General features: G+C 69.0%; 21 protein-coding genes. 13 read left to right on the forward strand and 8 right to left on the reverse strand.

Annotation, left to right across the window (positions count from 1 at the left end; all coding sequences use genetic code 11):
* Positions 1–34: 34 nt before the first annotated feature.
* Positions 35–1,741, forward strand: coding sequence for a 2-isopropylmalate synthase (gene leuA, locus KME79_RS34165; protein ID WP_219549221.1), 1,707 nt, complete (start codon positions 35–37; stop codon positions 1,739–1,741).
* Between the two features lie 122 nt (positions 1,742–1,863).
* Here leuA and KME79_RS34170 read toward each other — a convergent pair whose 3' ends face one another.
* The 5 genes from KME79_RS34170 to KME79_RS34190 all read right to left on the reverse strand — a co-directional run bounded on the left by KME79_RS34170 (position 1,864) and on the right by KME79_RS34190 (position 6,235).
* Positions 1,864–2,169 (reverse strand): hypothetical protein, encoded by a 306-nt coding sequence (locus KME79_RS34170; protein WP_219549223.1) that lies wholly within the window; start codon positions 2,167–2,169, stop codon positions 1,864–1,866.
* A gap of 284 nt (positions 2,170–2,453) precedes the next feature.
* A complete protein-coding gene (locus KME79_RS34175) occupies positions 2,454–4,661 on the reverse strand; it encodes a hypothetical protein (RefSeq protein WP_219549225.1) in 2,208 nt (735 codons plus the stop codon).
* Positions 4,658–4,960 carry a hypothetical protein gene (locus KME79_RS34180; protein WP_219549227.1) on the reverse strand — a complete coding sequence of 101 codons (303 nt, stop codon included), beginning with the start codon at positions 4,958–4,960 and terminating at the stop codon, positions 4,658–4,660. Before KME79_RS34180 ends, KME79_RS34175 begins: the two co-directional genes overlap by 4 nt.
* 247 nt (positions 4,961–5,207) lie before the next feature.
* Entirely contained in the window at positions 5,208–5,420 is a 213-nt protein-coding gene (locus KME79_RS34185; protein ID WP_219549229.1) for a DUF397 domain-containing protein, read from the reverse strand.
* On the reverse strand, positions 5,408–6,235 hold the full coding sequence (locus KME79_RS34190; RefSeq protein WP_219549231.1) for a helix-turn-helix domain-containing protein: 828 nt from the start codon (positions 6,233–6,235) through the stop codon (positions 5,408–5,410). Before KME79_RS34190 ends, KME79_RS34185 begins: the two co-directional genes overlap by 13 nt.
* 191 nt (positions 6,236–6,426) lie before the next feature.
* Here KME79_RS34190 and KME79_RS34195 point away from each other — a divergent pair, with 191 nt between their 5' ends.
* From KME79_RS34195 to KME79_RS34230, 8 genes are all read left to right on the forward strand, one after another.
* Positions 6,427–6,834 carry an ATP-binding protein gene (locus KME79_RS34195; RefSeq protein WP_219549233.1) on the forward strand — a complete coding sequence of 136 codons (408 nt, stop codon included), beginning with the start codon at positions 6,427–6,429 and terminating at the stop codon, positions 6,832–6,834.
* Positions 6,831–7,664, forward strand: a complete 834-nt coding sequence (locus KME79_RS34200; protein WP_246640879.1) for an SDR family oxidoreductase — start codon at positions 6,831–6,833, stop codon at positions 7,662–7,664. The genes KME79_RS34195 and KME79_RS34200 overlap by 4 nt, the downstream gene beginning before the upstream one ends.
* A 111-nt stretch (positions 7,665–7,775) precedes the next feature.
* Positions 7,776–9,155: an MFS transporter gene (locus KME79_RS34205; RefSeq protein WP_219549235.1), complete on the forward strand. Its 1,380-nt coding sequence runs from the start codon at positions 7,776–7,778 to the stop codon at positions 9,153–9,155.
* Entirely contained in the window at positions 9,152–11,527 is a 2,376-nt protein-coding gene (locus KME79_RS34210) for a PEP/pyruvate-binding domain-containing protein (protein WP_219549237.1), read from the forward strand. The genes KME79_RS34205 and KME79_RS34210 overlap by 4 nt, the downstream gene beginning before the upstream one ends.
* A complete protein-coding gene (locus KME79_RS34215; RefSeq protein ID WP_219549239.1) occupies positions 11,520–12,119 on the forward strand; it encodes a TetR/AcrR family transcriptional regulator in 600 nt (199 codons plus the stop codon). Before KME79_RS34210 ends, KME79_RS34215 begins: the two co-directional genes overlap by 8 nt.
* Positions 12,120–12,330: 211 nt before the next feature.
* Positions 12,331–12,756 (forward strand): hypothetical protein, encoded by a 426-nt coding sequence (locus tag KME79_RS34220; RefSeq protein ID WP_219549241.1) that lies wholly within the window; start codon positions 12,331–12,333, stop codon positions 12,754–12,756.
* Positions 12,753–13,607: an AAA family ATPase gene (locus KME79_RS34225; protein WP_219549243.1), complete on the forward strand. Its 855-nt coding sequence runs from the start codon at positions 12,753–12,755 to the stop codon at positions 13,605–13,607. Before KME79_RS34220 ends, KME79_RS34225 begins: the two co-directional genes overlap by 4 nt.
* 12 nt (positions 13,608–13,619) lie before the next feature.
* Entirely contained in the window at positions 13,620–14,150 is a 531-nt protein-coding gene (locus KME79_RS34230) for a hypothetical protein (protein WP_219549245.1), read from the forward strand.
* A gap of 18 nt (positions 14,151–14,168) precedes the next feature.
* Here KME79_RS34230 and KME79_RS34235 read toward each other — a convergent pair whose 3' ends face one another.
* Entirely contained in the window at positions 14,169–14,864 is a 696-nt protein-coding gene (locus KME79_RS34235) for a TetR/AcrR family transcriptional regulator (protein WP_219549247.1), read from the reverse strand.
* Between the two features lie 115 nt (positions 14,865–14,979).
* On the opposite strand from KME79_RS34235, the gene KME79_RS34240 reads away from it, so the two are divergent.
* The 3 genes from KME79_RS34240 to KME79_RS34250 are packed head-to-tail and all read left to right on the forward strand — an operon-like array spanning position 14,980 to position 17,137.
* Positions 14,980–15,333 (forward strand): YrdB family protein, encoded by a 354-nt coding sequence (locus KME79_RS34240; RefSeq protein ID WP_219549249.1) that lies wholly within the window; start codon positions 14,980–14,982, stop codon positions 15,331–15,333.
* Positions 15,334–15,335: 2 nt separating this feature from the next.
* Entirely contained in the window at positions 15,336–16,247 is a 912-nt protein-coding gene (locus tag KME79_RS34245) for an NAD-dependent epimerase/dehydratase family protein (protein WP_219549251.1), read from the forward strand.
* A complete protein-coding gene (locus KME79_RS34250) occupies positions 16,244–17,137 on the forward strand; it encodes a Gfo/Idh/MocA family protein (protein WP_148033396.1) in 894 nt (297 codons plus the stop codon). Before KME79_RS34245 ends, KME79_RS34250 begins: the two co-directional genes overlap by 4 nt.
* Here the strand turns inward: KME79_RS34250 and KME79_RS34255 are convergent.
* Together KME79_RS34255 and KME79_RS34260 are read right to left on the reverse strand one after the other, a co-directional pair.
* On the reverse strand, positions 17,118–17,939 hold the full coding sequence (locus tag KME79_RS34255) for a trypsin-like serine peptidase (protein WP_219549253.1): 822 nt from the start codon (positions 17,937–17,939) through the stop codon (positions 17,118–17,120). The two genes, KME79_RS34250 and KME79_RS34255, sit on opposite strands and share 20 nt — an antisense overlap.
* Positions 17,940–18,063: 124 nt before the next feature.
* Entirely contained in the window at positions 18,064–19,320 is a 1,257-nt protein-coding gene (locus KME79_RS34260; RefSeq protein WP_281429576.1) for a Glu/Leu/Phe/Val family dehydrogenase, read from the reverse strand.
* A gap of 236 nt (positions 19,321–19,556) precedes the next feature.
* On the opposite strand from KME79_RS34260, the gene KME79_RS34265 reads away from it, so the two are divergent.
* Complete coding sequence (locus KME79_RS34265) at positions 19,557–21,113, forward strand: alkaline phosphatase D family protein (protein WP_219549257.1); 1,557 nt, start codon at positions 19,557–19,559, stop codon at positions 21,111–21,113.
* Positions 21,114–21,145: the final 32 nt, after the last annotated feature.

The following is a 21,145-nucleotide window of genomic DNA, read 5'->3' on the forward strand; positions in this document are numbered from 1 at the left end:
CGCTTTCCTTCGACCGACACCCAGGAGCACTCCGATGACAGCTCAGCAGCCCAGCCGCATGCCGTTCCAGCGCTACCAACCCTTCGAGCCGATCCGGCTGACCGACCGCACCTGGCCCGACCAGGTCATCACCAAGGCCCCGCGCTGGTGCGCCGTCGACCTGCGTGACGGCAACCAGGCGCTGATCGACCCGATGGACTCCCACCGCAAGCTCCAGATGTTCGAGCTGCTGGTCCGGCTGGGCTACAAGGAGATCGAGGTCGGCTTCCCGGCCGCCTCCCAGACCGACTTCGACTTCGTACGGCAGATCATCGAAGAGGACCGGATCCCCGGCGACGTGGTGATCCAGGTGCTGACCCAGGCCAGGCCCGAGCTGATCGAGCGCACCTTCGAGTCGCTGCGGGGCGCCAAGCAGGCCATCGTCCACCTCTACAACTCCACCTCCACGCTGCAGCGTCGGGTGGTGTTCGGCATGGACAGGGAAGGCGTCACCGCCATCGCCGTCGAAGGCGCCAAGCTGGTCAGGAAGCTGGCCGAGGCGAGCGACGTCGACGTCTACTACCAGTACTCGCCGGAGTCGTTCACCGGCACCGAGCTGGAGTACGCCGTCGAGGTGTGCGACGCGGTCAACGAGGTGTGGCAGCCCACCCCCGACCGCAAGGTGATCATCAACCTGCCGGCGACGGTCGAGATGGCCAGCCCCAACGTGTACGCCGACCAGATCGAGTGGATGCACCGCAACCTGAAGCACCGCGACTCGATCATCCTGTCGCTCCACCCGCACAACGACCGCGGCAGCGCCGTGGCCGCCGCCGAGCTGGGCTACATGGCCGGCGCCGACCGCATCGAAGGCTGCCTGTTCGGCAACGGCGAGCGCACCGGCAACGTCTGCTTGGTCACGCTGGGCATGAACCTGTTCTCCCAGGGCGTCGACCCGGAGATCGACTTCAGCGACATCGACGAGATCCGCCGCGTCGTCGAATACTGCAACCAGCTGCCCGTCCACCCCCGCCACCCGTGGGGCGGCGAGCTGGTCTACACCGCCTTCTCCGGCTCCCACCAGGACGCTATCAAGAAGGGCTTCGAACACCTGGAGGCCGACGCCGAGGCCGCGGGCGTCCCCGTCGACTCCCACACCTGGGCCGTCCCCTACCTGCCCATCGACCCCAAGGACATCGGCCGCACCTACGAGGCGGTCATCCGGGTCAACAGCCAGTCGGGCAAGGGCGGCGTCGCCTACATCATGAAGGCCGACCACCAGCTCGACCTGCCGCGGCGGCTGCAGATCGAGTTCTCCAAGGTCGTGCAGGCCCGCACCGACGCCGACGGCGGCGAGATCACGCCGGCTGACATGTTCGCCATCTTCCAGGACGAATACCTGCCGACGCCCGGCAACCGCTGGGGCCGGCTCGGCCTGATGGCCCACCGCCACGACTCGACCGTCGACGAGAAGGTCCGCCTCAACGCCGACGTCCGCGTCGACGGCGAGATCCGCGAGATCGAAGGCGTCGGCAACGGCCCCATCTCCGCCTTCATCGACGCCATCGGAGCCGCCGGCATCAAGGTACGCGTCCTGGACTACGTCGAGCACGCGCTGAGCGCCGGCACCGACGCCAAGGCGGCCTCCTACATGGAGTGCGAGGTCAACGGCGCGGTGCTGTGGGGGGTCGGCATCGACGCCAACACCACCACCGCCTCCCTCAAGGCCATCATCTCCGCGGTCAACCGCGCCTCCCGCTGACCGTTTTCCTGCACCGCCCTGCATGATCTGCGGGGTTCCGGTGCCCGGCATACGGCCCACAAGGCTCGATGCCTCTTTCTCGACCGCGCCTCTGCTGACCATTGGGGGTGCGGTCGAGGTGTTTATCGGGTGTTGAGGGCGCAGTCGTGGATTTGGCTGTAGCGGTTCTGGGCGATGCGCATGAGGTCGGTCAGGTCTTTAAGGCCGTCTCGTCCTTTAGTCACATGGGTCAAGTAAATATGGATCATGCGGTCTTTGCTTCCGCAGCGGAACTTAGCGCTTACCTGGTAAGGCTGCTCGGCCAAGAGTCCTTCGGTTAGATGGGCGGCCATGCCATCACCAAGGTCAGCGGGCAGGGCTATTCCTCCATGTCGTGTGTAGACTTCACGCTTGCCATCGATCAGAGATTTCAGATGCTCGCCAGGCATCCCGGGGCCCTCTTGCATCCACCAAACTTCCAGAGGCCGAGGACTGATATCGGGCGCCCAACACTCACCGTTCCTCTCGTTGCCGTCCGTCCTCTCGGTGAGAGAGTCTGTCGCACCGCTGATGAGCCGAAATGCTCGTTCCGGAATGAGCCTGCAGACGTATGGCGCGGAGTCTTTGATCAGCTGAGGAATGGGCGCCGGTGTGGCGACGATGGGAGGTTCGGGAGTGCAGGCTACAACGAGCCCCACGAGTCCAGCCAGGACGATAGGCGTGCGGACGTGCATTACGTGCCACCACCGGATGAAGAGTCGTTGTCGAGATCTAGGTAGTCGTGCACCTTGCTGGGTTGACGGAAGGAATTTTCGAAAGAGCTGATGATTTCACTGCTGCCGCCTGCTGTGCGAGCCCAGGCAAGATATTGGCTATATTCATGAGTGGACATTGTGGAGAATGGCTTGATTCGAGGTGGATTGCCCGTCGTGAAGGATCCACCTTCAAGATCTAGCCCGTCAAGCGCCCCTTTGGTAAGCAAGGAAGTGGCGAGCATCTGTTCTGCCAACCTTTCCGTTCCCAGTCGGTTATCCGCCAACGTCCGGTACGTTTCGTCGAGGTCGCGCCCATCTGCGGACATCCGGAGTGCCACTTGTTCACCGAGCTTGTCGTAGCCTACTCCGGCTAGGTGCTCGTATCCCTTGCCGATGAGTTCGCCGAAGGTTCCGGCGGCCAAGGTTCCTGCCTGCTTGGCGCCCGGCACCGGAAGTAGGCCGATCGCATCCGCCACCATGCCCTTCAATTCCTCGTCAGCTTTCTTATCATCCAACCCTTGGGCAATAAGTGCCTGGCGTCGGGTTTCTACGATCTGATTGAAGGGTGTTGCCTCCTCTGCAGCGCGATCCTTCAAGAACTGGATGGTGTCAGATTTATCAACGTACCCATTCCCATTCAGGTCGAACCTTTCCACGTCCGCTGGACTAAAACCGAATCGCTTCGCATTGGAGGCGTTGAGGCCAACAGGAGGAGCACCATTGAGCGCCGCGCGCATGTGCTCGGTCTGCGCTCTCACCAGGGCTTCGAATCCCTTGTTATTGGAACCGGCCAGCACCAGTGCGTAGGACATGTCCTCAGGAGCGACGCCGTCCCACGTTGCATGATTCAAATAGAGCTCGGACAGTTGATCGATGTTGGCAGAGATCGCGCGGGACAACGCGTAACTGAGAGGGGCGTACTTGTAGAAGACCTCCCGGTCCTTGATCTCAAGCTGCTCGCCATTCGACTGGAAGGCCGCGCGCGCCTCATTAGAGAGAATCTTCGTCACCCGTGCGGCCAGCTTGTAGGAGGTGGCGTCCTGGCCAGTGGTCGCGGTGATCAGCATCTCGTTGATCGGCTCATAGTCGTCGAGGTATTGGGAAGCACCCCACCGAGTCGTGAGCAGATAGTGCAGCACCGACTCATCCCACCCCGGCGGAGTGTGATCCAGCAGGGCATGCGATGCCTCTCGGCTGGACTTCGCCGCGTGGAACAGGTTCTCCACCATCGACGACGATTTCTGCATGACCGGCCCTTTCGTGGGCGCTCCCGGTCTCAGCAGGGCGCCGAGGCTGAGCGAGCCAGCTAGGTCCACGATCGGCACTTGGGCGCCAGTTCCAAAGGTGCGGCCCAGCCAGTCCTTACTCGCAGCCCATGTGTCTTCGCGCTGCTCGCGCTCGTAGACGATCACGTCCCGCCCGACGACCTCCATGAACTCCTTGGAGTACGGCGGCTCCCCGTCGTGCGCCCGCCAGATGAGCGCCTGAGCCTGGTAACCCAGGTATTTCCGGCCATCCGCCCCGTGCTGGGCCCGCCCTTCCTTCACCAGGTCCTCCAGGAAGTCGTCTCCCTGGTAGGCGGGGTCCTTAGGATTGGTCCCCTTGGCCAGGGCGGTGCTCAGCGTGCTGAGGACGTTCCGCCCCGAGGTGGAGAGCCGATTCTTGCGATCGGAGTCACCGCGGGTCACGGCGTCGCGCAGCATCGTCGCGAGCGAGCCGGACATTCGCGTCACGCCCCGGGCGCCGATCGTGCCGAGGAACGCCTTCACGAACTCCGAATCCCCCGTACGTGAGGCGTACTTCTCCAGTTCCGCCAGCGCCTTCTCGTCCCCGTCGGCCACCTTCGAAGCCGCCCGGCCGGCGAGTGTGCCGTCCAGCAAGCCCTTGGCGGCCTCCAGCCGGTCAGGCAACTCCACGTAATTCCCGGCAGGGGTGCTCCTGCCGAAGGCCACCTTCTGCCGCTGCAACTCGTGGACCAGTTTCTGGCGCCTCCGCAGGTCTTCCGCCTGCGTGGTGACCTGTGCGGCGAGCTTCCGCAGTCGCGAGGCAGGAGCGGTATCGAGCCCTGCACCCTGCAACTCCCGGTGCAGTTTCTGCGCCAGCTCCTCTAACTGACCCGCTGCCTGCGTGTGTTTACTGGCCATCGTGTCGAACTCGGCCTGCTTCACCCCGCTGAACCCGTTCATGGCTTGTCCGGGAGTGAGGCCAGCTTCTGGTTCGCGCTCGTCACGGCCTGCCTGAGCAGCTCCTGGAGCTCCCGTTGGTCGGCATGCACCTGGCTGTCGAAGCGAGCGCCCGCCGGTCCCACCCACGTGTCGTTCTCCATCAGGCGGCAGGAGGGGGTCAGCGCCCACCAGTGCTCATCCGACAGTCGCTGGATCCGCTCAGCCGCGGCCCGCATCGCGTCGCGATCGAGATCAGCCACGATGATCCCCCCGTACGGCTCGCTCCACCAGAACCAGATCAGGAGGCGGCGTCCCTCCATGTCGTTCAGACGGTAATCAACAACACATCAACAGAACAAGCGAAACAACGGTGAAAGTACGAGTGTGCGCGAGATCTGCCAGAAAATGTACGGTTTTGCCAGGTAAAGCGGTGGCTGCCGGGTCACGATGAAGAGACGTCGCGCAGCAAGAATCGACCGAGATCAACGCCTGAAAACAATGAAACCCTGGCCGTGATCGTTGAAAACAACTGAACAGGCCAGGGTGGTCAGGAACTCAGGATCGTGTCTAGTCGAACTCTCCGTCCTTCACGCCACTGATGAATGCGGCCCACTCGCCAGGGGTGAAGATGAGGGCTGGTCCGGCGGGGTTCTTGCTGTCGCGGACGCCCCGGCGCCCGCCGGAGAGCTCGGCCACTTCGACGCAGTTGCCGCCGTCGGGCCCGGATCGTGTGGACTTACGCCACACGGCTGTGTCGAGTTCTCGCGTCAGCTCGTCCATCGCTGCAGCGTCTCCTTGATCAGCTCTAGGGATTCGCGACGGGACAGTGCTTCAGAGCGAATCCCTTCATATCTGTATGTTAGGACGCTTACGTCCTCTGGTCGCTCTGTCACTCGGCTCATAACCCCAGCGGATTCGACATATGCCGTGTCGAAGACGCCATGTGCCTGCGCGATGGCGAATCCTCCTGCGAGCCCGGTCGTGGAGTAGGCGTTGAGAGGAAGGACCTGAAGTGTTGTCCGAGGGGTCCGGCCGGCTTCGAGGAGGCGGGTGAGCTGTGCTGACATGACGGCGGGGCTGCCTATCGGGCGATGCAGCACCGCCTCGTCGATCACGGCCCACAGCAACGGCGGCCTGGGGCGTCTCAGGATGGTCTGGCGTTCCATGCGGGCGACCACCTGCTCCTCGACCTGCTCGGGTGTCACGCCGACATCGCCGCTCAGCACCGCCCTCGCATAGTCCTCCGTCTGAAGCAGCCCGGGCACCACCAGCGGCTCCCATGTCCGGATGGCCTCCGCCGTCGCCTCCACATCCAGCCACGGCCGGAACCATGGCGGTGCCGCCGCGTGACTGACCATCGGCCAGAGGCGCATAAGCGCGCCCTCCGCCTCCAGCGCCTCGTCACAGTGGCGGGCGAACTCCTCCGTCGGCGACCGTCTGGCCGTCTCGATCATGCTGATCGTCCCGACGGAGTAGGACACCGCCTTCGACAGCCGGATCTGCGACCAGCCTCGGGCTTTGCGGTATCGCCGCAGCTCGAAACCGAAGAGCGCGGTCGGCGAATCGGCGGGGCACAGCTCGCTTTCCTTGGGCACCTGACCTCCCGGGGGCTGCCGCCGCGTTTCAACGGCCTTTTCGTCGAAACGGTTGATGGCCTAGCGAAGTCAATTGACTACTGATCGTAGTCAGCATTTGGGATGGTGGGAAGGTCGATCAAGGCGGAGTTCTCCGAACGGGTGAAGGAATGAAAACAGCGGGGCCCAGAACCGTCGGTTCGATTCGGCTGATGTGCCTTCGGGAGTCCGTCTCGTACGCCCGCGCGCAGGTCCACGACTGGCTAGGAAGTGATCATCCTGCCATCGGCGATGTCGTGCTCGCGGTGTCCGAGCTCGTGACGAACGCCCTGCGGCACTCGGACGCCCGGCCGGGCGACTTCATCGGCCTCACCGTCACGGACGTAGGAGGGCTGGTCCGCGTGGAGGTGCGTGACCCCGGTACGGCGTTCTCCGGGCCGTACGTCCGCCGGGAGCCGGAGGCAGAGGACGGCCGAGGATTGCTGATCGTCCGCGAGATCTCCCAGGACTGGGGGATCGGTGAGCATGGACGCGGGCTGGGTCGTACGGTCTGGTGCCTCATCCCGGCAGACGCGCGCTCCCGGGTCCGAGGGTCGCGCCGTGACATCCTGATGGGATGAGGATCGCGGTGACCGGGGCGACCGGGCATATCGGTGGCGGGGTGGCGCGGCGGCTGGCCGGGGCCAGGTCGGAGCAGTTGCTGCTCGTACGGGACGCGAACCGGGCGCCGAGGCTGCCCGGGGTGGAGGTCGCGGAGGCGGAGTTCGGGGATCGCGAGAAGGTGTGCGGGGCGTTGCGGGGCGTCGACGTCGTCCTGATGGTGTCGGCGTCGGAGTCCGCAGACCGGCTGGAGCGGCATTTCGTCTTCGTCGACGCCGCCGCCGAAGCGGGCGTCCGGCACCTCGTGTACACGTCGTTCGCCAACCCGGGACCGGACGCCGCCTTCACGCTGGCGCGCGACCACTGGGCCACCGAGGAGCGGATCCGCGCCTCGGGGATGGCGTTCACGTTCCTGCGCGACAACCTGTACGCGGACTTCCTGCCCGACCTGGCCGGGGAGGACGGGGTGATCCGCGGGCCGGCGGGGGAGGGCCGGGTGGCGGCGGTGGCCAGGGATGACGTGGCCGACGTGGCGGCGGCCGTGCTGGGCGATCCTGCCGCGCACGAGGGAAGCACGTACGAGCTGACCGGGCCGGAGGCGCTCACGCTGGCCGAGGTGGCGACGGTCCTGACCGAGGTGACCGGGCGTGAGACCAGGTACCACGCCGAGACGGTCGAGGAGGCGTACGCGTCGCGCGCCTCGTACGGGGCACCCCGGTGGCAGGTGGACGCCTGGGTGTCGACGTACACGGCGATCGCGGCCGGTGAGCTGGAGCGGGTGACCGGGGACGTGGCGCGCGTAGCGGGACATCCGGCGACGGGGCTGGCGGAACTTCTCCGCCGGGGCTGACCACCGCGATCCGCGGCGGAAGCCGAGGCGGCCGAATAGTGAACGTTGCGTTTCTTAGTGATGACGTTTACTCTCCTTAGAGAACGACTCGTTCTCTAAGGAGGTGGCGGGATGGTCGTCGTCCTGACCGGGCTGATGCTCTGCATGCTGCTCGGCGCGCTCGATCAGACGATCATGACGCCCGCGCTGCCGTCCGTGGCCGGCGACCTCGGCGGGCTCGACCAGATGCCCGCCGTGATCACCGCCTACCTGGTGGCCGCGACCGTCGTGATGCCGGTGTACGGCAAGCTCGGCGACCGGTTCGGCCGCAAGCCGCTCATGCAGGTCGCCATCGTGATCTTCGTGGTGGGCGCGGTCCTGTGCGCCACGGCCGCGAGCATGCCGCAGTTCATCGCGTTCCGCGCGGTGCAGGGCGTCGGCGGCGGCGGGCTGATGATCGGCGCGCAGGCCGTCATCGGCGAGGTCGTCAGCCCGCGCGAGCGCGGCCGTTACCTCGGGCTGATCGGGGCCGCCTACGTGGTGGCAGCCGTCGGCGGGCCGCTGATCGGCGGGTTCCTCATCGACAGCGCCGGCTGGCGGTGGATCTTCGCCATCTATCCGCCGCTGGGGCTGCTCGCCTTCGTCGTGCTCACCGTCACGCTCAAACTGCCGAGGCCGGAGTCGCGCGCGCCCGTCGACATCGCCGGGGCGGTCACGCTCGGCCTGGCCGTCGTCGGCGTGGTCATGCTCGGCCAGACGAGGAACCCGGCGTTCCTCGCCCTGGCCGCCCTCGCCGTGCCGGCCTGGCTGGTCACCGCCCGCTACGCGACCGACCCGATCCTGCCGCTCCGGCTGTTCAGGGACCGGGCGTTCGCGGTCCCGGTGATGATCAGCCTGCTCATCGGGTTCGCGCTCTTCGGCACCCTCACGTACATCCCCGCCTACCTGCAGATCGCCCACGGCGCCTCGGCGACCGGGGCCGGGCTGCTGGTCACCGCGCTCATGGCCGGCGTGCTGACCACCACCGTCGTCTCCGGCAGGCTCATCACCAGGACAGGCCGCTACAAGCGCTACCCCGTCGCGGGCACCGCGCTCGCCGCGGCCGGGCTGGCCGTGCTGCCGCTCGCCGCCGGTGACGCGGCCGCGCTGGCCGGCGTGCTGGCGCTGATCGGGCTCGGCGTCGGGCTCGTCATGCAGGTGATGGTGCTGGCCGCGCAGAACGCCGTCGCGTACGCCGATCTGGGCACGGCCACCTCGTCGGTGACGTTCCTGCGCCAGATCGGCGCCTCCGCCGGCGTCGCCCTGGTCGGCGCGCTCATCACCTGGCGCTTCGCCGGCGGCATGCCCGGCGCCGGCGCCCCCCTGGACACCGCCGCGCGCGCCGCCTTCGCCGAGGCCGTGCCGCCGGTGTTCGCGGCCATGACGCCGCTGCTCGGCGTGGCCTTCCTGCTCGCGCTGGCGCTGCCCGCGCGACCTCTCCGCACCACCGCTCACGCACAGGAGACCTCATGACACTCGTCGCCCCCCTGAGCTCGTTCGGCCGCGGCGACCTCGCCCTCGCGGGCGGGAAGGGAGCCAACCTCGGCGAGCTGATCGCCGGCGGCTTCCCCGTCCCCGCCGGATTCGTGGTCACCACCGCCGCCTACGACCTGGTCGCCGCCGGTCACGCCACGCGCGCGTACTTCGAGAAGGTGGAGATCCCCGAGACCCTGCGCGGGGCGATCCTGACCGCGTACCGGGAGCTCGGCGGCGGGCCGGTGGCGGTGCGCTCCAGCGCCACCGCCGAGGACCTGCCGGGCGCCGCGTTCGCGGGGCAGCAGGACACCTACCTCAACGTCGTCGGCGAGGACGAGCTGATCGACGCGGTCCGGCGCTGCTGGGGCTCGCTCTGGTCCGAGCGCGCCGTCGCCTACCGCGACCGGCTCGGCCTCGACCACGCCGAGGTGCGCATCGCGGTCGTCGTGCAGCGCATGGTGGCGGCGGAGGCGGCGGGCGTGATGTTCACCGCCGACCCCGTCACCGGCGACCGCGGGCGGCTCGTCGTCGACGCCGGCACCGGGCTCGGCGAGGCGGTCGTGTCCGGCCTCGTCACCCCCGACCACTACGTGCTCACGCCGCGGGGCGAGATCGCCGAGTTCGCGCCCGGCCGCCGTGAGGTGGTCGTCCGCGCCCTGGCGGGCGGCGGCGTCAGCCACGAGACCGGTGACGGCGCGCCCGCCGAGCGGCTGCCCGGCGGCGTGCTGCGCGAGCTGGCCGGGCTCGGCACCGCGGTCGCCCGTCACTTCGGCCGCCCCCAGGACATCGAGTGGACGTACGCGGGCGGCGAGGTCAGCCTCGTGCAGGCCCGGCCGATGACCGCGCTGCCGCCGCCCCCGCTCGGCAAGCTCGGCCCGATCCGCCGCAGACTCGGCACCGTCCTGATGGAGTACTTGCCGGTACGCCCCTATCCGATCGACATGTCCACCTGGGTGCCGTACGGGCCCGCCGGGCTCATGGCGCAGGTGACCCGCAACTTCGGCCTGCGGGGGGCGTTCGACCACTTCATCGAGGAGCAGGACGGCGTCGCCTACCGGCTGGTGCCGCCCCGCCCGCACCCCTCGCCCAAGCTGCTCGTCGCGCCGTTACTGATCTTCGCCAAGGCCCGCCGGTACGATCCCGCCCGGTGGAGCGGCGACCCGCGCTTCCAGCGCTACCTCGACGACGTGCGCGAGCTGACGAAGCTCGACCTGGCGGCGCTGCCCTGGCCGGAGCTGGTCAGGACGCCACGCAGGGTGCTGGCCGCCGTGCGGCCCGTGGCCGGCCTGCGCACGGACTACCTGCCGCGCAGCGGGCTGTCGCTGCTGCGGCTGCGCGCCGCGCTCAAGCTGCTCGGACGTACGGACCTGTTCGGCGCGCTGATCGCCGGCGCCCGCACCCGCACCAGCGACGCCAACCGGGCCCTGGAGGAGCTCGCCGAGCAGGCCAGGAACACCGGCGTGCTCGCCCGGGACCCGATGCCCGAGGCTTTCCAGGCGGCGCTCCGGGAGTTCCTGGCCGAGTACGGCCACCGGGAAGGCGCCAGTCCGCTCCTGGTCACCCCGCCGACCTGGGCCGACGGACCCGAGACCGTGCTCGACCTGATCAGGGTGCTGGCGGCGGAGCCACCCCGGTCCGAGCCCGGCGACGACGCGATGGACCGGCTGCTCGCCCACCCGCGGCTGCGCGGCGCCCGCAAGCGGGACAAGATGGTCCGCAAGGTGCACGCCGCCCGCGCGGGGATCGCCTTCCGTGAGGACAGCCACTTCTCCTTCACGATGCCGCTGCCCGCGCTGCGCCGGTCCATCGTCGAGATCGGCCGCAGGCTGCGCGACGCGGGCGTGCTCGACGCCCCCGAGGACGTCTTCCACCTCAGGCTGGAGGAGCTGGAGGCGATCGAGGACGTGACCGCTCTCGGCGACGAGCAGGGCCGGCGGCTGCGCGCGAGCGCGACCGCCCGGGCCGCCCGGCGTGAGGAGCTCGCCGGTGTGCGGCTCATCGACCCCCGGGCCGTCTTCCCGGCCCGCGACGCCGGTGACGCGCTCGTGGCGGGCACCCCCGCGAGCGCGGGCACCGCCACTGGGCCGGTCAAGGTGGTCCGCGACCCGTCGGAGTTCGGCCGGCTCGAACCCGGTGACGTGCTGGTCTGCCCCTACACCAACCCGTCGTGGACGCCGCTGTTCCAGCGGGCCGCCGCGGTGGTCGTCGACACCGGCGGCATCGCCTCCCACGCCGCGATCGTGGCCAGGGAGTACGGCATCCCCGCCGTCATGGGCACCGGCGACGGCACCTCCCTGCTGGCCGACGGGCGGCAGGTCACCGTCGACGGCGACTCCGGCGTGGTGGTGGAGGCTCGGTACCATGGCTGAGATGGTCACCGACCACCGCAAGCTGCCCCGGCGCCGGGGCGAGGAGCTCGCCGCCGCCATCTACCGGGCGACGCTCGACGAGCTGGCCGAGAGCGGCTACGCCAAGCTCACCATGGAACGCGTCGCCGAGCGGGCCAGGGCGAGCAAGGCGTCGCTCTACCGCCGCTGGCCCACCCGGGTCGCGCTGGTCATGGACTCGGTCTACCACTCTTTGCCGGCCCTGTCCGACGTCCCCGACACCGGCAGTCTGCGCGGCGACCTGCTGACCCTGCTGCGCGGCACGGCCGACATCCTGTCCGGCCCGGCGGGCGAGGCGATGCGCGGGCTGCTCGCCGAGGCGCTGCGCGACGAGGCCAGCGCCCGCACCTTCAAGGAGAACTCGCAGGGCGCGGGCCGCAAGATGATGGCCGAGATCGCCCGCCGCGCCGTCGAGCGCGGCGAGATCTCCGGGGACGCGGTCACGCCGCTCCGCCTCGACACCGGCCAGGCCCTACTGAGGCAGCACTTCCTCTTCCAGGGGCCGCCCATCCCCGACCGGCTCGTCGTCGACATCGTGGACGAGGTCCTGGTGCCGCTGCTGACCCGTGTCTGACCCGGTGTACGAGGCTTTCGACATCGTCTGCCCTTTCACGGATTATTACGAAATATCTTCGGTTACTGGATTGAAAGAGCACCCTCCGATCGGGATCGCTTGAGTCGCGACGGCTGCAAGCAGTCGTCAAGTCGGCGACGCTAATTTTGGCCGGCGTCGCAGGGGGCTTGGGCGTGGCTTTTCCCTGAATCCGCTCGAAGATGGAGGATCCATGCTCGCCGAACTCGGGATCGGCATAATCCAAGGTGCAGCGCAGGCTTTGACAGATCGTTTCATCAAGGGTCGCGAGACTTCGGCCACGATCCAGTCTTTGATCGACGAGGTGGCGGAGATCAAAGAGCTCCAGGCGCGCGACCGGGAAAGTCTGGCCGATATCCAACGACAATTGGCTCAGATCATCGACTACACGAGCGGGCTCGCGGTGCAGCAAAGCACGGTGGTGTTCACCCCGACCCCCGACGCTCCGAGCGTCGAATTCGCGCTGGCCAATCTGGACCTGGAAATCAGTAGATTGCGGCATGCCCTTCTCAACGGGACCGGCGATCCACAGAAGAGTCAGAACGACCCTTCGAGCATTCTCTACCGGCTGGACGAAGAGATAGAGCACCTGCGGCAGGACACGGAAGGGGATCGATGATGATGATGTCCGAACGGTTCAGCCGGGCCGTACGAGAGCATCTCGTGCTGAGTTATGTCGATCTGCCGGTCCATCCAGTGATCATGGGCATCTTCGGTGCGCCCGGTGAGGGAAAGTCCTTCCAGTTGCGTGCGATCCTCGACTCCCTCGCCGTGCGCACAGAGTCGATCAGTGCGGCGGACTTCGAGAGCGAACGCGCCGGAGTGCCGGGAAAGGATCTGCTCGCCGCCTACCTGCGCGCGTCCCATTCCATCCGGAGAAAGCGGCCGGCCTGCATCGTCATCGACGACGTCGACACCACCGTCGGAGAGTGGGAGAACAACACCGGCACGGTCAACCACCAGCAGGTGCTGGCCCAGTTGATGCACCTGGCGGACCGGCCCTGTGAGGTGGAGAAAGTGGGTCACATCGACAGGGTGCCGATATTCGTCACCGGCAACGACTTCGGCAAGCTGTATCCTCCGCTGCGCCGGCCGGGACGCATGAGCGTGCTGCACTGGGAGCCGACGGCCGAGGAGCGGCAGAGCGTGGTCGGTCATGTCCTGGGCGGGCTCACCGACGGCGAGACGGTGGCGCGTCTGCTCGCCGGCTACCCCGCCCACCCGATCTCGTTCTTCGCGGAGTTGCGCGCGCAACTGGTGCGCACCGGTGCGGAGAAACTGATCGGGACCTTCGCCGACAACCTTTCGCTGATCTCAGGCGAGTCCGATCGCTACCGTGTGCACGTGGAAAGGGTGGCGAACGGCCGGCTCGACCCACTTCTCGTCGAGCGTGCGGCGGCGGTGCTGCACGAGCAGCACCAGGCCGCCGATCGCACCTATCTCCACCCGGCCTACCTGACCTCCTCCTGATGAGGTGAGTGAATGAGAACCTATTCCTACACTGCGACCCGCAGCAGGACCGAGGCGGTCGTGGACCAATTCGACATGTTCTTGCGCTACGCGGGAATTCAGGATGCCGGCCGGGTGAAGTTGCTCGACGCCGTGGAAAAGAGATGGTTGGACAAAGTAGGCGTCTATCTGGTCGACCACAACCAGAAGCGCATCCTGGAGGTCTCCATCTCGATCAACTGGGAGCTCCACGCGCAATTCGCTGCGATCAGCCCGCGCGTCAGCACCGACCTTCCAGGCTGGGAGTCCGGCGCGGCGCCGGAGATTCGTGTTCTGGGCCACCGCTTCGGCAGGAAGGCCCGGGAATACGGGCAGACACCGCATTACTGGGTGCTGTTCGTCCCGGCGATACTCGGCGATGTCAACCTCCACCGCAGACGGTGCGACGAGACCGGCGTCAGCTTCTCCGGCACGCTGCCGGAGTGGCGGAACGCGCCACTGCGGCGGGAGGACCGATCGGTGCTGGACCTTGAGGAGCTGGGCATCTCCGTCACCGAAGCATGAGCATGCATCGTTGGAGCGCTAACGCAGGCCCATGACGGCGGCGAGGGTGCGCATCGAGTGGTCGAAGGCCGTGTGCCTTTCCTCGATGGCGTTGTTCAGCTGGCCGAACAGCTCGAAGCTGATCCACCCGTACAGGGCGGTCCAGGACGTGAGCGCGCGGAACATCAGCTCGTCCGGGACGCCCGCCATGATCGTGCGCAGGTTGTCCGCGTCCGCCCTGAGCGCGTCGGGGGGGAGCGGCGGCAGCGGGGGCGGGTCGACGGCGTCCGCCTCGTGCGCCTCGCGCAGGGTCGCGCCGAGCACGGTCACGTCGCGCAGCCGGGCCGGGACCGTGTCCTGCGGCGCCTGGTAGCCGGGCACCGGGGAGCCGTAGAGGAGCGCGTACTCGTGCGGGTGCGCCAGCGCCCAGTCGCGCAGGCCGTGGCAGGCGGCGAGCCATCGGCCGAGGTAGTCGTCGCGCGGGCAGGCGGCGTCGGCCCGCTCCACGGCCTCGCCGAGCGCGTTGTAGCCCTCGATGATCAGCGTGGTGAGCAGGTCGTCGCGGCTCGGGAAGTAGCGGTAGATCGCCGAGGACACCATGCCCATCTCGCGGGCGACCGCGCGCAGCGACAGCCCGCCCGCGCCCTCGGTTGCCAGTTGGCGGCGGGCGATGTCGGTGATCTCCCTGGTGAGCTCGGCTCTGACCCGCTCTCGCGCGGTACGGCTCGCTGTCATGCCCAGCACGTTACCAGAGCGCACGCCGGAAACGAGAGCACTGCTCTTGACGATGGCCGCTCTCTTGAGAGAGCATTGCTCTCGTAAGGGAACGGCAGTCACTCAGGAGGTCGTCGTGCTCCCCATCGCCAAGGGCGCCAATCTGGCGCTGATGTTCTTCCTGGAGCTCGGGGTGCTCGTCTCCGCCGGCTACTGGGGGTTCACGCTGAGCCAGCACTGGGGCGTGAAGCTCCTCGCCGGGCTCGGCGCGCCCGCGCTGTTCATCGTCGCCTGGGCACTGTTCGGGGCGGGCGGCGGGGCCAACGCCGTCATCCCGCTCACCGGCCTGGCGCGCGCCGCGCTGGAGATCCTCTGGTTCGGCGGCGGCGCGCTGGCGCTCTACGCGGCCGGCGCCGCCCTTCCCGCCGGGGCGCTCGCCGCCCTCTTCGTCGTCAACGCGGTTCTCCGCATCGTCTGGAAGCAGGTCTGATCATGGGCAAGCACGTCGTCGTGGGTTCCGGCCAGGTCGGTACGCATGTGGCACGCGAACTCCTGGACCGGGGTCACGAGGTCACCGTGGTGACCCGGTCGGGAAGCGGTCCCGAAGGAGCGGTCAAGGTGGCGGCCGACGTCGCCGACCGGCGCCGCCTCATCGAGATCACGAAGGGCGCGGACGTCCTCTACAACTGCGTCAACCCGCGCTACCACCGCTGGCTCACCGACTGGCCGCCGATGGCCGCGTCGTTCCTGGCCGCGGCCGAGGCCAGCGGCGCGGTGCTGACGATCCTCGGCAACCTCTACCCGTACGGCCCGGTCACCGGCCCCATGACCGAGGACCTGCCGCTCGCCTCCGCCAACCCCAAGTTCCGGGTACGGGCCCGCATGTGGGAGGACGCGCTGGCCGCGCACCGGGCCGGCCGGATCCGGGTGACCGAGGTGCGCGGCTCCGACTACTTCGGCCCCGGCGCCACCGACCAGTCCTACCTGGGCACCCGGTTCCTGCCCGCGCTCAAGGCGGGCAGGACCGTCCAGGTGGTCTGGCCCCTCGACGTCCCGCACAGCTGGACGTACCTGCCCGACGTGGCCAGGGCGCTGATCGTCGCCGGGGGCGACGAGCGGGCGTGGGGGCGGCCGTGGCACGTGCCGACCGCGGAGCCGATGACGTTCCGCCAGGTGGGGGAGGAGATGGCCCGGCTGCTCGGCCGGCCCGCGCCGAGGATGGTCCAGCTCCCGTGGCCGCTGGTGCGGGCGGCCGGGCTCTTCCAGCCCATGATCGGCGAGCTGCGGCACGTCCGCTACCAGTTCGTCGCGCCGTACGTGCTCGACTCGTCCGCCTTCCAGCGGACCTTCGGAGTCGCTCCGACCCCCGTCGGCGAGGCGTTCAAGGCTACGCTCGACGCGTGAAGACCGCCCTGATCGGCCTCGGCGACATCGCGGAGAAGGCCTACCTGCCGGTGCTGGCCGCCCATCCCGGGCTCGACCTCCACCTGTGCACCCGTGACCGGGCCAGGCTGCGCCGCCTCGGCGACGCCTACCGGGTCGACCGGCGGTTCACCACGGTGGACGAGGTGGTCGAGGCCGGGGTGGACGTGGCGTTCGTGCACGCCGCCACCCCCGCCCACCCGGAGATCGTGGAGACGCTGCTGTCCGCGGGGGTGCACGTGTACGTGGACAAGCCGCTGGCCGACAACCTGGGCGACTGTGAGCGGCTGGCCGCGCTGGCCAGGGCCGGGGGCAGGTCCCTGATGGTGGGCTTCAACCGCCGGCACGCGCCGGGCTACGCCGCCCTGGCGGAGCTGCCCCGGCACCTGGTGCTGATGGAGAAGAACCGGGAGCGCCTGCCGGGCGCCCCGCGCCAGGTGGTCTTCGACGACTTCATCCACGTCGCCGACACGCTCAGGTTCCTGGCGCCGGGCGAGGTCACCGGCACCCGCTTCCGCACCCGGGTGAACGGCGACGGGCTGCTGGAGCACGTCGTGCTGGAGCTGTCCGGCGACGGCTTCACCGCCATCGGGGTGATGAACCGGGTGAGCGGGGCCTCCGAGGAGAGCTGCGAGGTGATGGGCGACGGCGTCAAACGCCGCGTGGTCAACCTCGGCGACGTGGTCGACTACGCCGGCGGCGAGACGCTGCGGCGGCGGCCCGACTGGGTGCCGGTCGCCCGCCAGCGCGGCATCGAGGCGATCTGCGCGGAGTTCCTGGCCGCCGTCGGCGCGGGCCGCCTGGTCACCGCCGACGACGCCCTGGTCACCCACGCGCTCTGCGAGGAGATCGTCACTTCGATCGGAGCATGATCCGGTCGGCCTGCTCGTACATCCGGGTGAACGTCCTGCTGCCGAGCCGGCTGAGCACGGTGAAGCCCTTGTCGTCGCGGAGCGGGCTGGAGGAGGAGACGACGCCGGCCACCCCTCCCTCGTACAGCGCGGGGCCGCCGCTGCCGCCGGCCGCCGCGTGGCAGTTGCGGGTGACCAGCACGCCCGGCCCGCGTTCCTTGCCCTCCACCGCGTCGCCGACGCAGCGGTACATGCGGTTGCCCGGATACTGCTTGCCCGCCGGGTAGCCGAGCAGCTCCAGCCCGCGCAGCGGGGTGCCCCTGCGGGTCGGCAGCGGGCGCAGCCCCCGCCCGGTCAGGTCCTCCAGCCGGCCGCGCGGCTTGGCCGACACCCCGGCCAGGCCGACGTCGTACGGCAGCAGGTCGGGCGCGAACCCCCGGCCGCGCCAGCGGGAGGGCACCCATGTGCGCTCCACCGGCCACACGCCCTCGACCGGCCGGCCCCGGTCGTAGCCGGGCAGGAACGCGAGCTGCTCCAGCATCCGGCCGTGGTTACGCAGGCAGTGCGCCGCCGTCAGCACCAGGCTCCGGCTGCGGGAGCGCACCACGGTGCCGCCGCACGTGATGTGGCGGCCCGTCTCCCGGTCGCGGCCGACCAGGACGCCGGTCAGCCGCCGCGTGCCCGTATAGGGCCGCGGCACGGGGGCGTAACCAAGCCGGTCGCCTTGGGGCGTGAGCACCTCCCGCGCCGGGATGTTACGCCGCGGGACCTCGGCGACGCCGGAGGGATCGAGCAGGGCCAGACAGAGCACCAACCTCAACACCCACCTACTTCTAGCAGGAAATGATCAGCGCCCTGACCTGCGACATCAAGGTTTACCCAACCTGGGTACTTCCCGCCCGCGGGGTACGGCCTGCCGGGGCAGGCCGTACCCCGGCGTACCGGCCCTAGGGGTAGAGGCCGCGCATGCGGTGGGCCTCGGCGACCCGGCCGACGCCGATGACGTGCGCCGCCTCGCGGAGGGTGAGGTCGCGTTCGGCGGCCACCGACTTGACCTCGCCGTACGCGCTCTCCATCATGTCGCGGAGCTTGCGCTCGATCTGGCTCTCGCTCCAGGAGCAGGCCTGGATGTTCTGCACCCACTCCAGGTACGACACGATCACGCCGCCCGCGTTGGCCAGGATGTCGGGCACGATCGTGGTGCCGTTGGCGGCCAGGACGCGGTCGGCCTCCGGCGTGGTGGGCCCGTTGGCGCCCTCCACGATCAGGCGGGCGCGTATCCGGGGCGCGTTCGCCTCAGTGATGGCGCCCTCCAGCGCGGCCGGGACCAGCAGGTCCACGTCCAGCTCCAGCAGCTCGTCCAGGCCGAGCGCGTCGGCGTCGCGATAGCCGCGCACCTGCCCGGACTCGGCGACCCAGGCCCGCAGCCCGGCGACGTCGAGGCCGTCGGGCGCGTACACCGCCCCGGTCACGTCGGAGACCGCGACGACCTTGCAGCCCGCGTCGGCGAGGTACTGGGCGGCTCCCGCGCCCACCTTGCCGAAGCCCTGCACCGCCACCGTCACGCCCTCGGGCGAGCGGCCGAGCGCGGACAGGGCGGCGATCTGCACGCCGCGCGAGGTGGCGCCGGCCCGGCCCAGCGAGCCGCCGAGCGGCATCGGCTTGCCGGTGACGACGCCGGGCACCGCGTAGCCGGCGTTGACGCTGTAGGTGTCCATGATCCAGGCCATGGTCTGCTCGTCGGTGCCGACGTCAGGGGCCGGGATGTCCTTGTCCGGGCCGATCAGCGGCAGGATCTCGTTGACGTAGCGGCGGGTGAGCCGCTCCAGCTCGCGGGTGGTGTATCCGGCGGGGTCGACGGCCACGCCGCCCTTGGCGCCGCCGTACGGGATGCCGACCAGCGCGCATTTCCACGTCATCCACATGGCGAGCGCGGTGACCTCGTGGATGTCGGTGGCCGGATGGAAGCGGATGCCGCCCTTGGCGGGGCCGCGCGAGACGTTGTGCTGGACCCGGAAGCCCTGGACGACGTCCATGCTGCCGTCTTCGCGCCGCACCGGCACCGCGACGGTCAGCGACCGGCGGGGCGTGGCGAGCATCGCGCGGAGCCCGTCGTCGAGCCCCAGGCGCTCGGCTGCGCTGCCGAGTTGGAAGTGAGCGGATTCGAGGGCCTCCTGGCCCGCGCTGATCTGTGCCGGCGTCATTGACGGCACCATGACACTCATGGAAGAGCTTCCTCCTGTTATGTACGCCCGTTATCGGGTAAGGCGCCGTTGCCTATAACCCATTTGGGCGTTCTTGTACGGATCATCCTAGAGCGGGGGGAATATGTGATGTGTGATCTCCTTGCGATCCAAGCCGCTGATCCAGATGCTTGGAAGGTGCCACTCTGGCAGGCTTGTGGCCCGGAGTGCGCCGAACTGTCGAAGTGGAGGGTGTGATGCCCGAACTGGTGGTCGGGCCGATGCTGCGGTACGTCGATTCTGCCAGCGCTTCGATTTTCGTGGAGACCGACGAGCCGTGCACGGTCCACATCGAAGCCGGCGGCGGCTCGTACGAGTCGGAAACCTTCACCGTCCACGACCATCACTACGCGATCGTCGACATAACGGAGCTTTCCCAGAATGTCGGCTCCTATGCCGTCACTCTCGACGGTGAGCAGGTGTGGCCGCTGGAGGGCCGTCCGCCCAGCAGGATCCGGCTCGTCCCGCCCGACGGGCCGGCGCGGCTGATGTTCGGCTCCTGCCGCACGACCGCGCCGCACGACACGGCGCACCTCCTCACCCACGGGTACGACGTACTGCGGTCCTACGGCTGCCATCTGGCCGAGGCCGGTGACGAGGAGTGGCCCGACCTGCTGCTGCTCCTCGGCGACCAGGTCTACGCCGACAGCCCCTCGCCGGAGATGCTCGACTACATCCACGCGCGCCGCGACACCGAGCCGAAGAACGAGATCGCCGACTTCGAGGAGTACGCCGAGCTCTACCGCAGGGCGTGGACCGACCCGGACATCCGGTGGCTGCTGTCGACCGTGCCCAGCGCGATGATCTTCGACGACCACGACCTGCGCGACGACTGGAACACCTCGCAGACCTGGCGCGAGCAGATGGCCGAGACCGGCTGGTGGAGCCGCCGGGTGGTCGCCGGGCTCGGCGCCTACTGGGTCTACCAGCATCTCGGCAACCTGTCCCCGCAGGAGCGGGCCGCCGATCCGCTGCTGCGCAAGCTGCTCGACGGCGGCGGCGACGGGGCTGCCGAGCTGGACGCGTTCGCCTCGCAGGCCGACGCCGAGCCGAGCAGCAACCGGTGGAGCTACTCCCGCGAGCTCGGCCACGCCCGGCTCATCATGATCGACACCAGATGCGCCAGGCAGCTCACCCCGGGCGACCGCCGCATGCTCGACCCGAGCGAGTGGGCCTGGCTGGAGGAGGAGGTCGCCAAACCCGCCGAGCGGCTGATCATCGGCTCGTCCATCCCGTTCCTGCTCCCCGAGGGGGTGCACGGGGTGCAGAACTGGAACGAAGCCCTCTGCGACGGCGCCTGGGGCCGGCCGGTGGCGCGCGTGTCCGAGTCCTTCCGCCAGGCCGTCGACCTCGAACACTGGGCGGCCTTCCGGCGCTCGTTCGAGGATCTGTCGAAGCTGCTGGCCGCGCTGGGCAAGCCGGTGCTCATCCTCTCCGGCGACGTCCACTACTCCTACGTCGCCAAGGCCCGCACGGGCCCGATCTACCAGATCGTCTGCTCGCCCATCCGCAACCCCCTCAGCCGCTTGCTGCGCTGGGCCAACGTGTTCACCCAGTTCGGCATCGCCACGCTGATCGGCGGCCTGCTGGCCCGCTCGGCCCGGCTGCCGCGGCCGCCCTTCCGGTGGCGGATCGTCAAGGGGCCGTGGTTCCAGAACGCGGTCGCCACGCTCACCTTCCCGGGCCCCGAGGCCACCTGGTACGAATCCACGGGCGACGACGTACGGAAGATCGCCACGTTACGGCTGGAGTGAGCCGCCGAGTCCGCGCGCCCGCGGGCGAGATC

Origin of the sequence: Nonomuraea harbinensis (assembly GCF_019396385.1) — a bacterium.
Lineage (GTDB): Bacteria > Actinomycetota > Actinomycetes > Streptosporangiales > Streptosporangiaceae > Nonomuraea > Nonomuraea ferruginea.

Bases quoted from the DNA above. Each gene is read 5' to 3' on its own strand.
- leuA (WP_219549221.1), top strand. From the start codon at position 35: ATGACAGCTCAGCAGCCCAGCCGCATGCCGTTCCAGCGCTACCAACCC.
- KME79_RS34175 (WP_219549225.1), bottom strand. From the start codon at position 4,661: ATGAACGGGTTCAGCGGGGTGAAGCAGGCCGAGTTCGACACGATGGCC.
- KME79_RS34185 (WP_219549229.1), bottom strand. From the start codon at position 5,420: ATGGACGAGCTGACGCGAGAACTCGACACAGCCGTGTGGCGTAAGTCC.
- KME79_RS34245 (WP_219549251.1), top strand. From the start codon at position 15,336: ATGGGCAAGCACGTCGTCGTGGGTTCCGGCCAGGTCGGTACGCATGTG.
- KME79_RS34180 (WP_219549227.1), bottom strand. From the start codon at position 4,960: ATGGAGGGACGCCGCCTCCTGATCTGGTTCTGGTGGAGCGAGCCGTAC.
- KME79_RS34210 (WP_219549237.1), top strand. From the start codon at position 9,152: ATGACACTCGTCGCCCCCCTGAGCTCGTTCGGCCGCGGCGACCTCGCC.
- KME79_RS34195 (WP_219549233.1), top strand. From the start codon at position 6,427: ATGTGCCTTCGGGAGTCCGTCTCGTACGCCCGCGCGCAGGTCCACGAC.
- KME79_RS34200 (WP_246640879.1), top strand. From the start codon at position 6,831: ATGAGGATCGCGGTGACCGGGGCGACCGGGCATATCGGTGGCGGGGTG.
- KME79_RS34220 (WP_219549241.1), top strand. From the start codon at position 12,331: ATGCTCGCCGAACTCGGGATCGGCATAATCCAAGGTGCAGCGCAGGCT.
- KME79_RS34225 (WP_219549243.1), top strand. From the start codon at position 12,753: ATGATGATGATGTCCGAACGGTTCAGCCGGGCCGTACGAGAGCATCTC.
- KME79_RS34230 (WP_219549245.1), top strand. From the start codon at position 13,620: ATGAGAACCTATTCCTACACTGCGACCCGCAGCAGGACCGAGGCGGTC.
- KME79_RS34260 (WP_281429576.1), bottom strand. From the start codon at position 19,320: ATGACGCCGGCACAGATCAGCGCGGGCCAGGAGGCCCTCGAATCCGCT.
- KME79_RS34205 (WP_219549235.1), top strand. From the start codon at position 7,776: ATGGTCGTCGTCCTGACCGGGCTGATGCTCTGCATGCTGCTCGGCGCG.
- KME79_RS34265 (WP_219549257.1), top strand. From the start codon at position 19,557: ATGCCCGAACTGGTGGTCGGGCCGATGCTGCGGTACGTCGATTCTGCC.
- KME79_RS34215 (WP_219549239.1), top strand. From the start codon at position 11,520: ATGGCTGAGATGGTCACCGACCACCGCAAGCTGCCCCGGCGCCGGGGC.
- KME79_RS34235 (WP_219549247.1), bottom strand. From the start codon at position 14,864: ATGACAGCGAGCCGTACCGCGCGAGAGCGGGTCAGAGCCGAGCTCACC.
- KME79_RS34170 (WP_219549223.1), bottom strand. From the start codon at position 2,169: ATGCCTGGCGAGCATCTGAAATCTCTGATCGATGGCAAGCGTGAAGTC.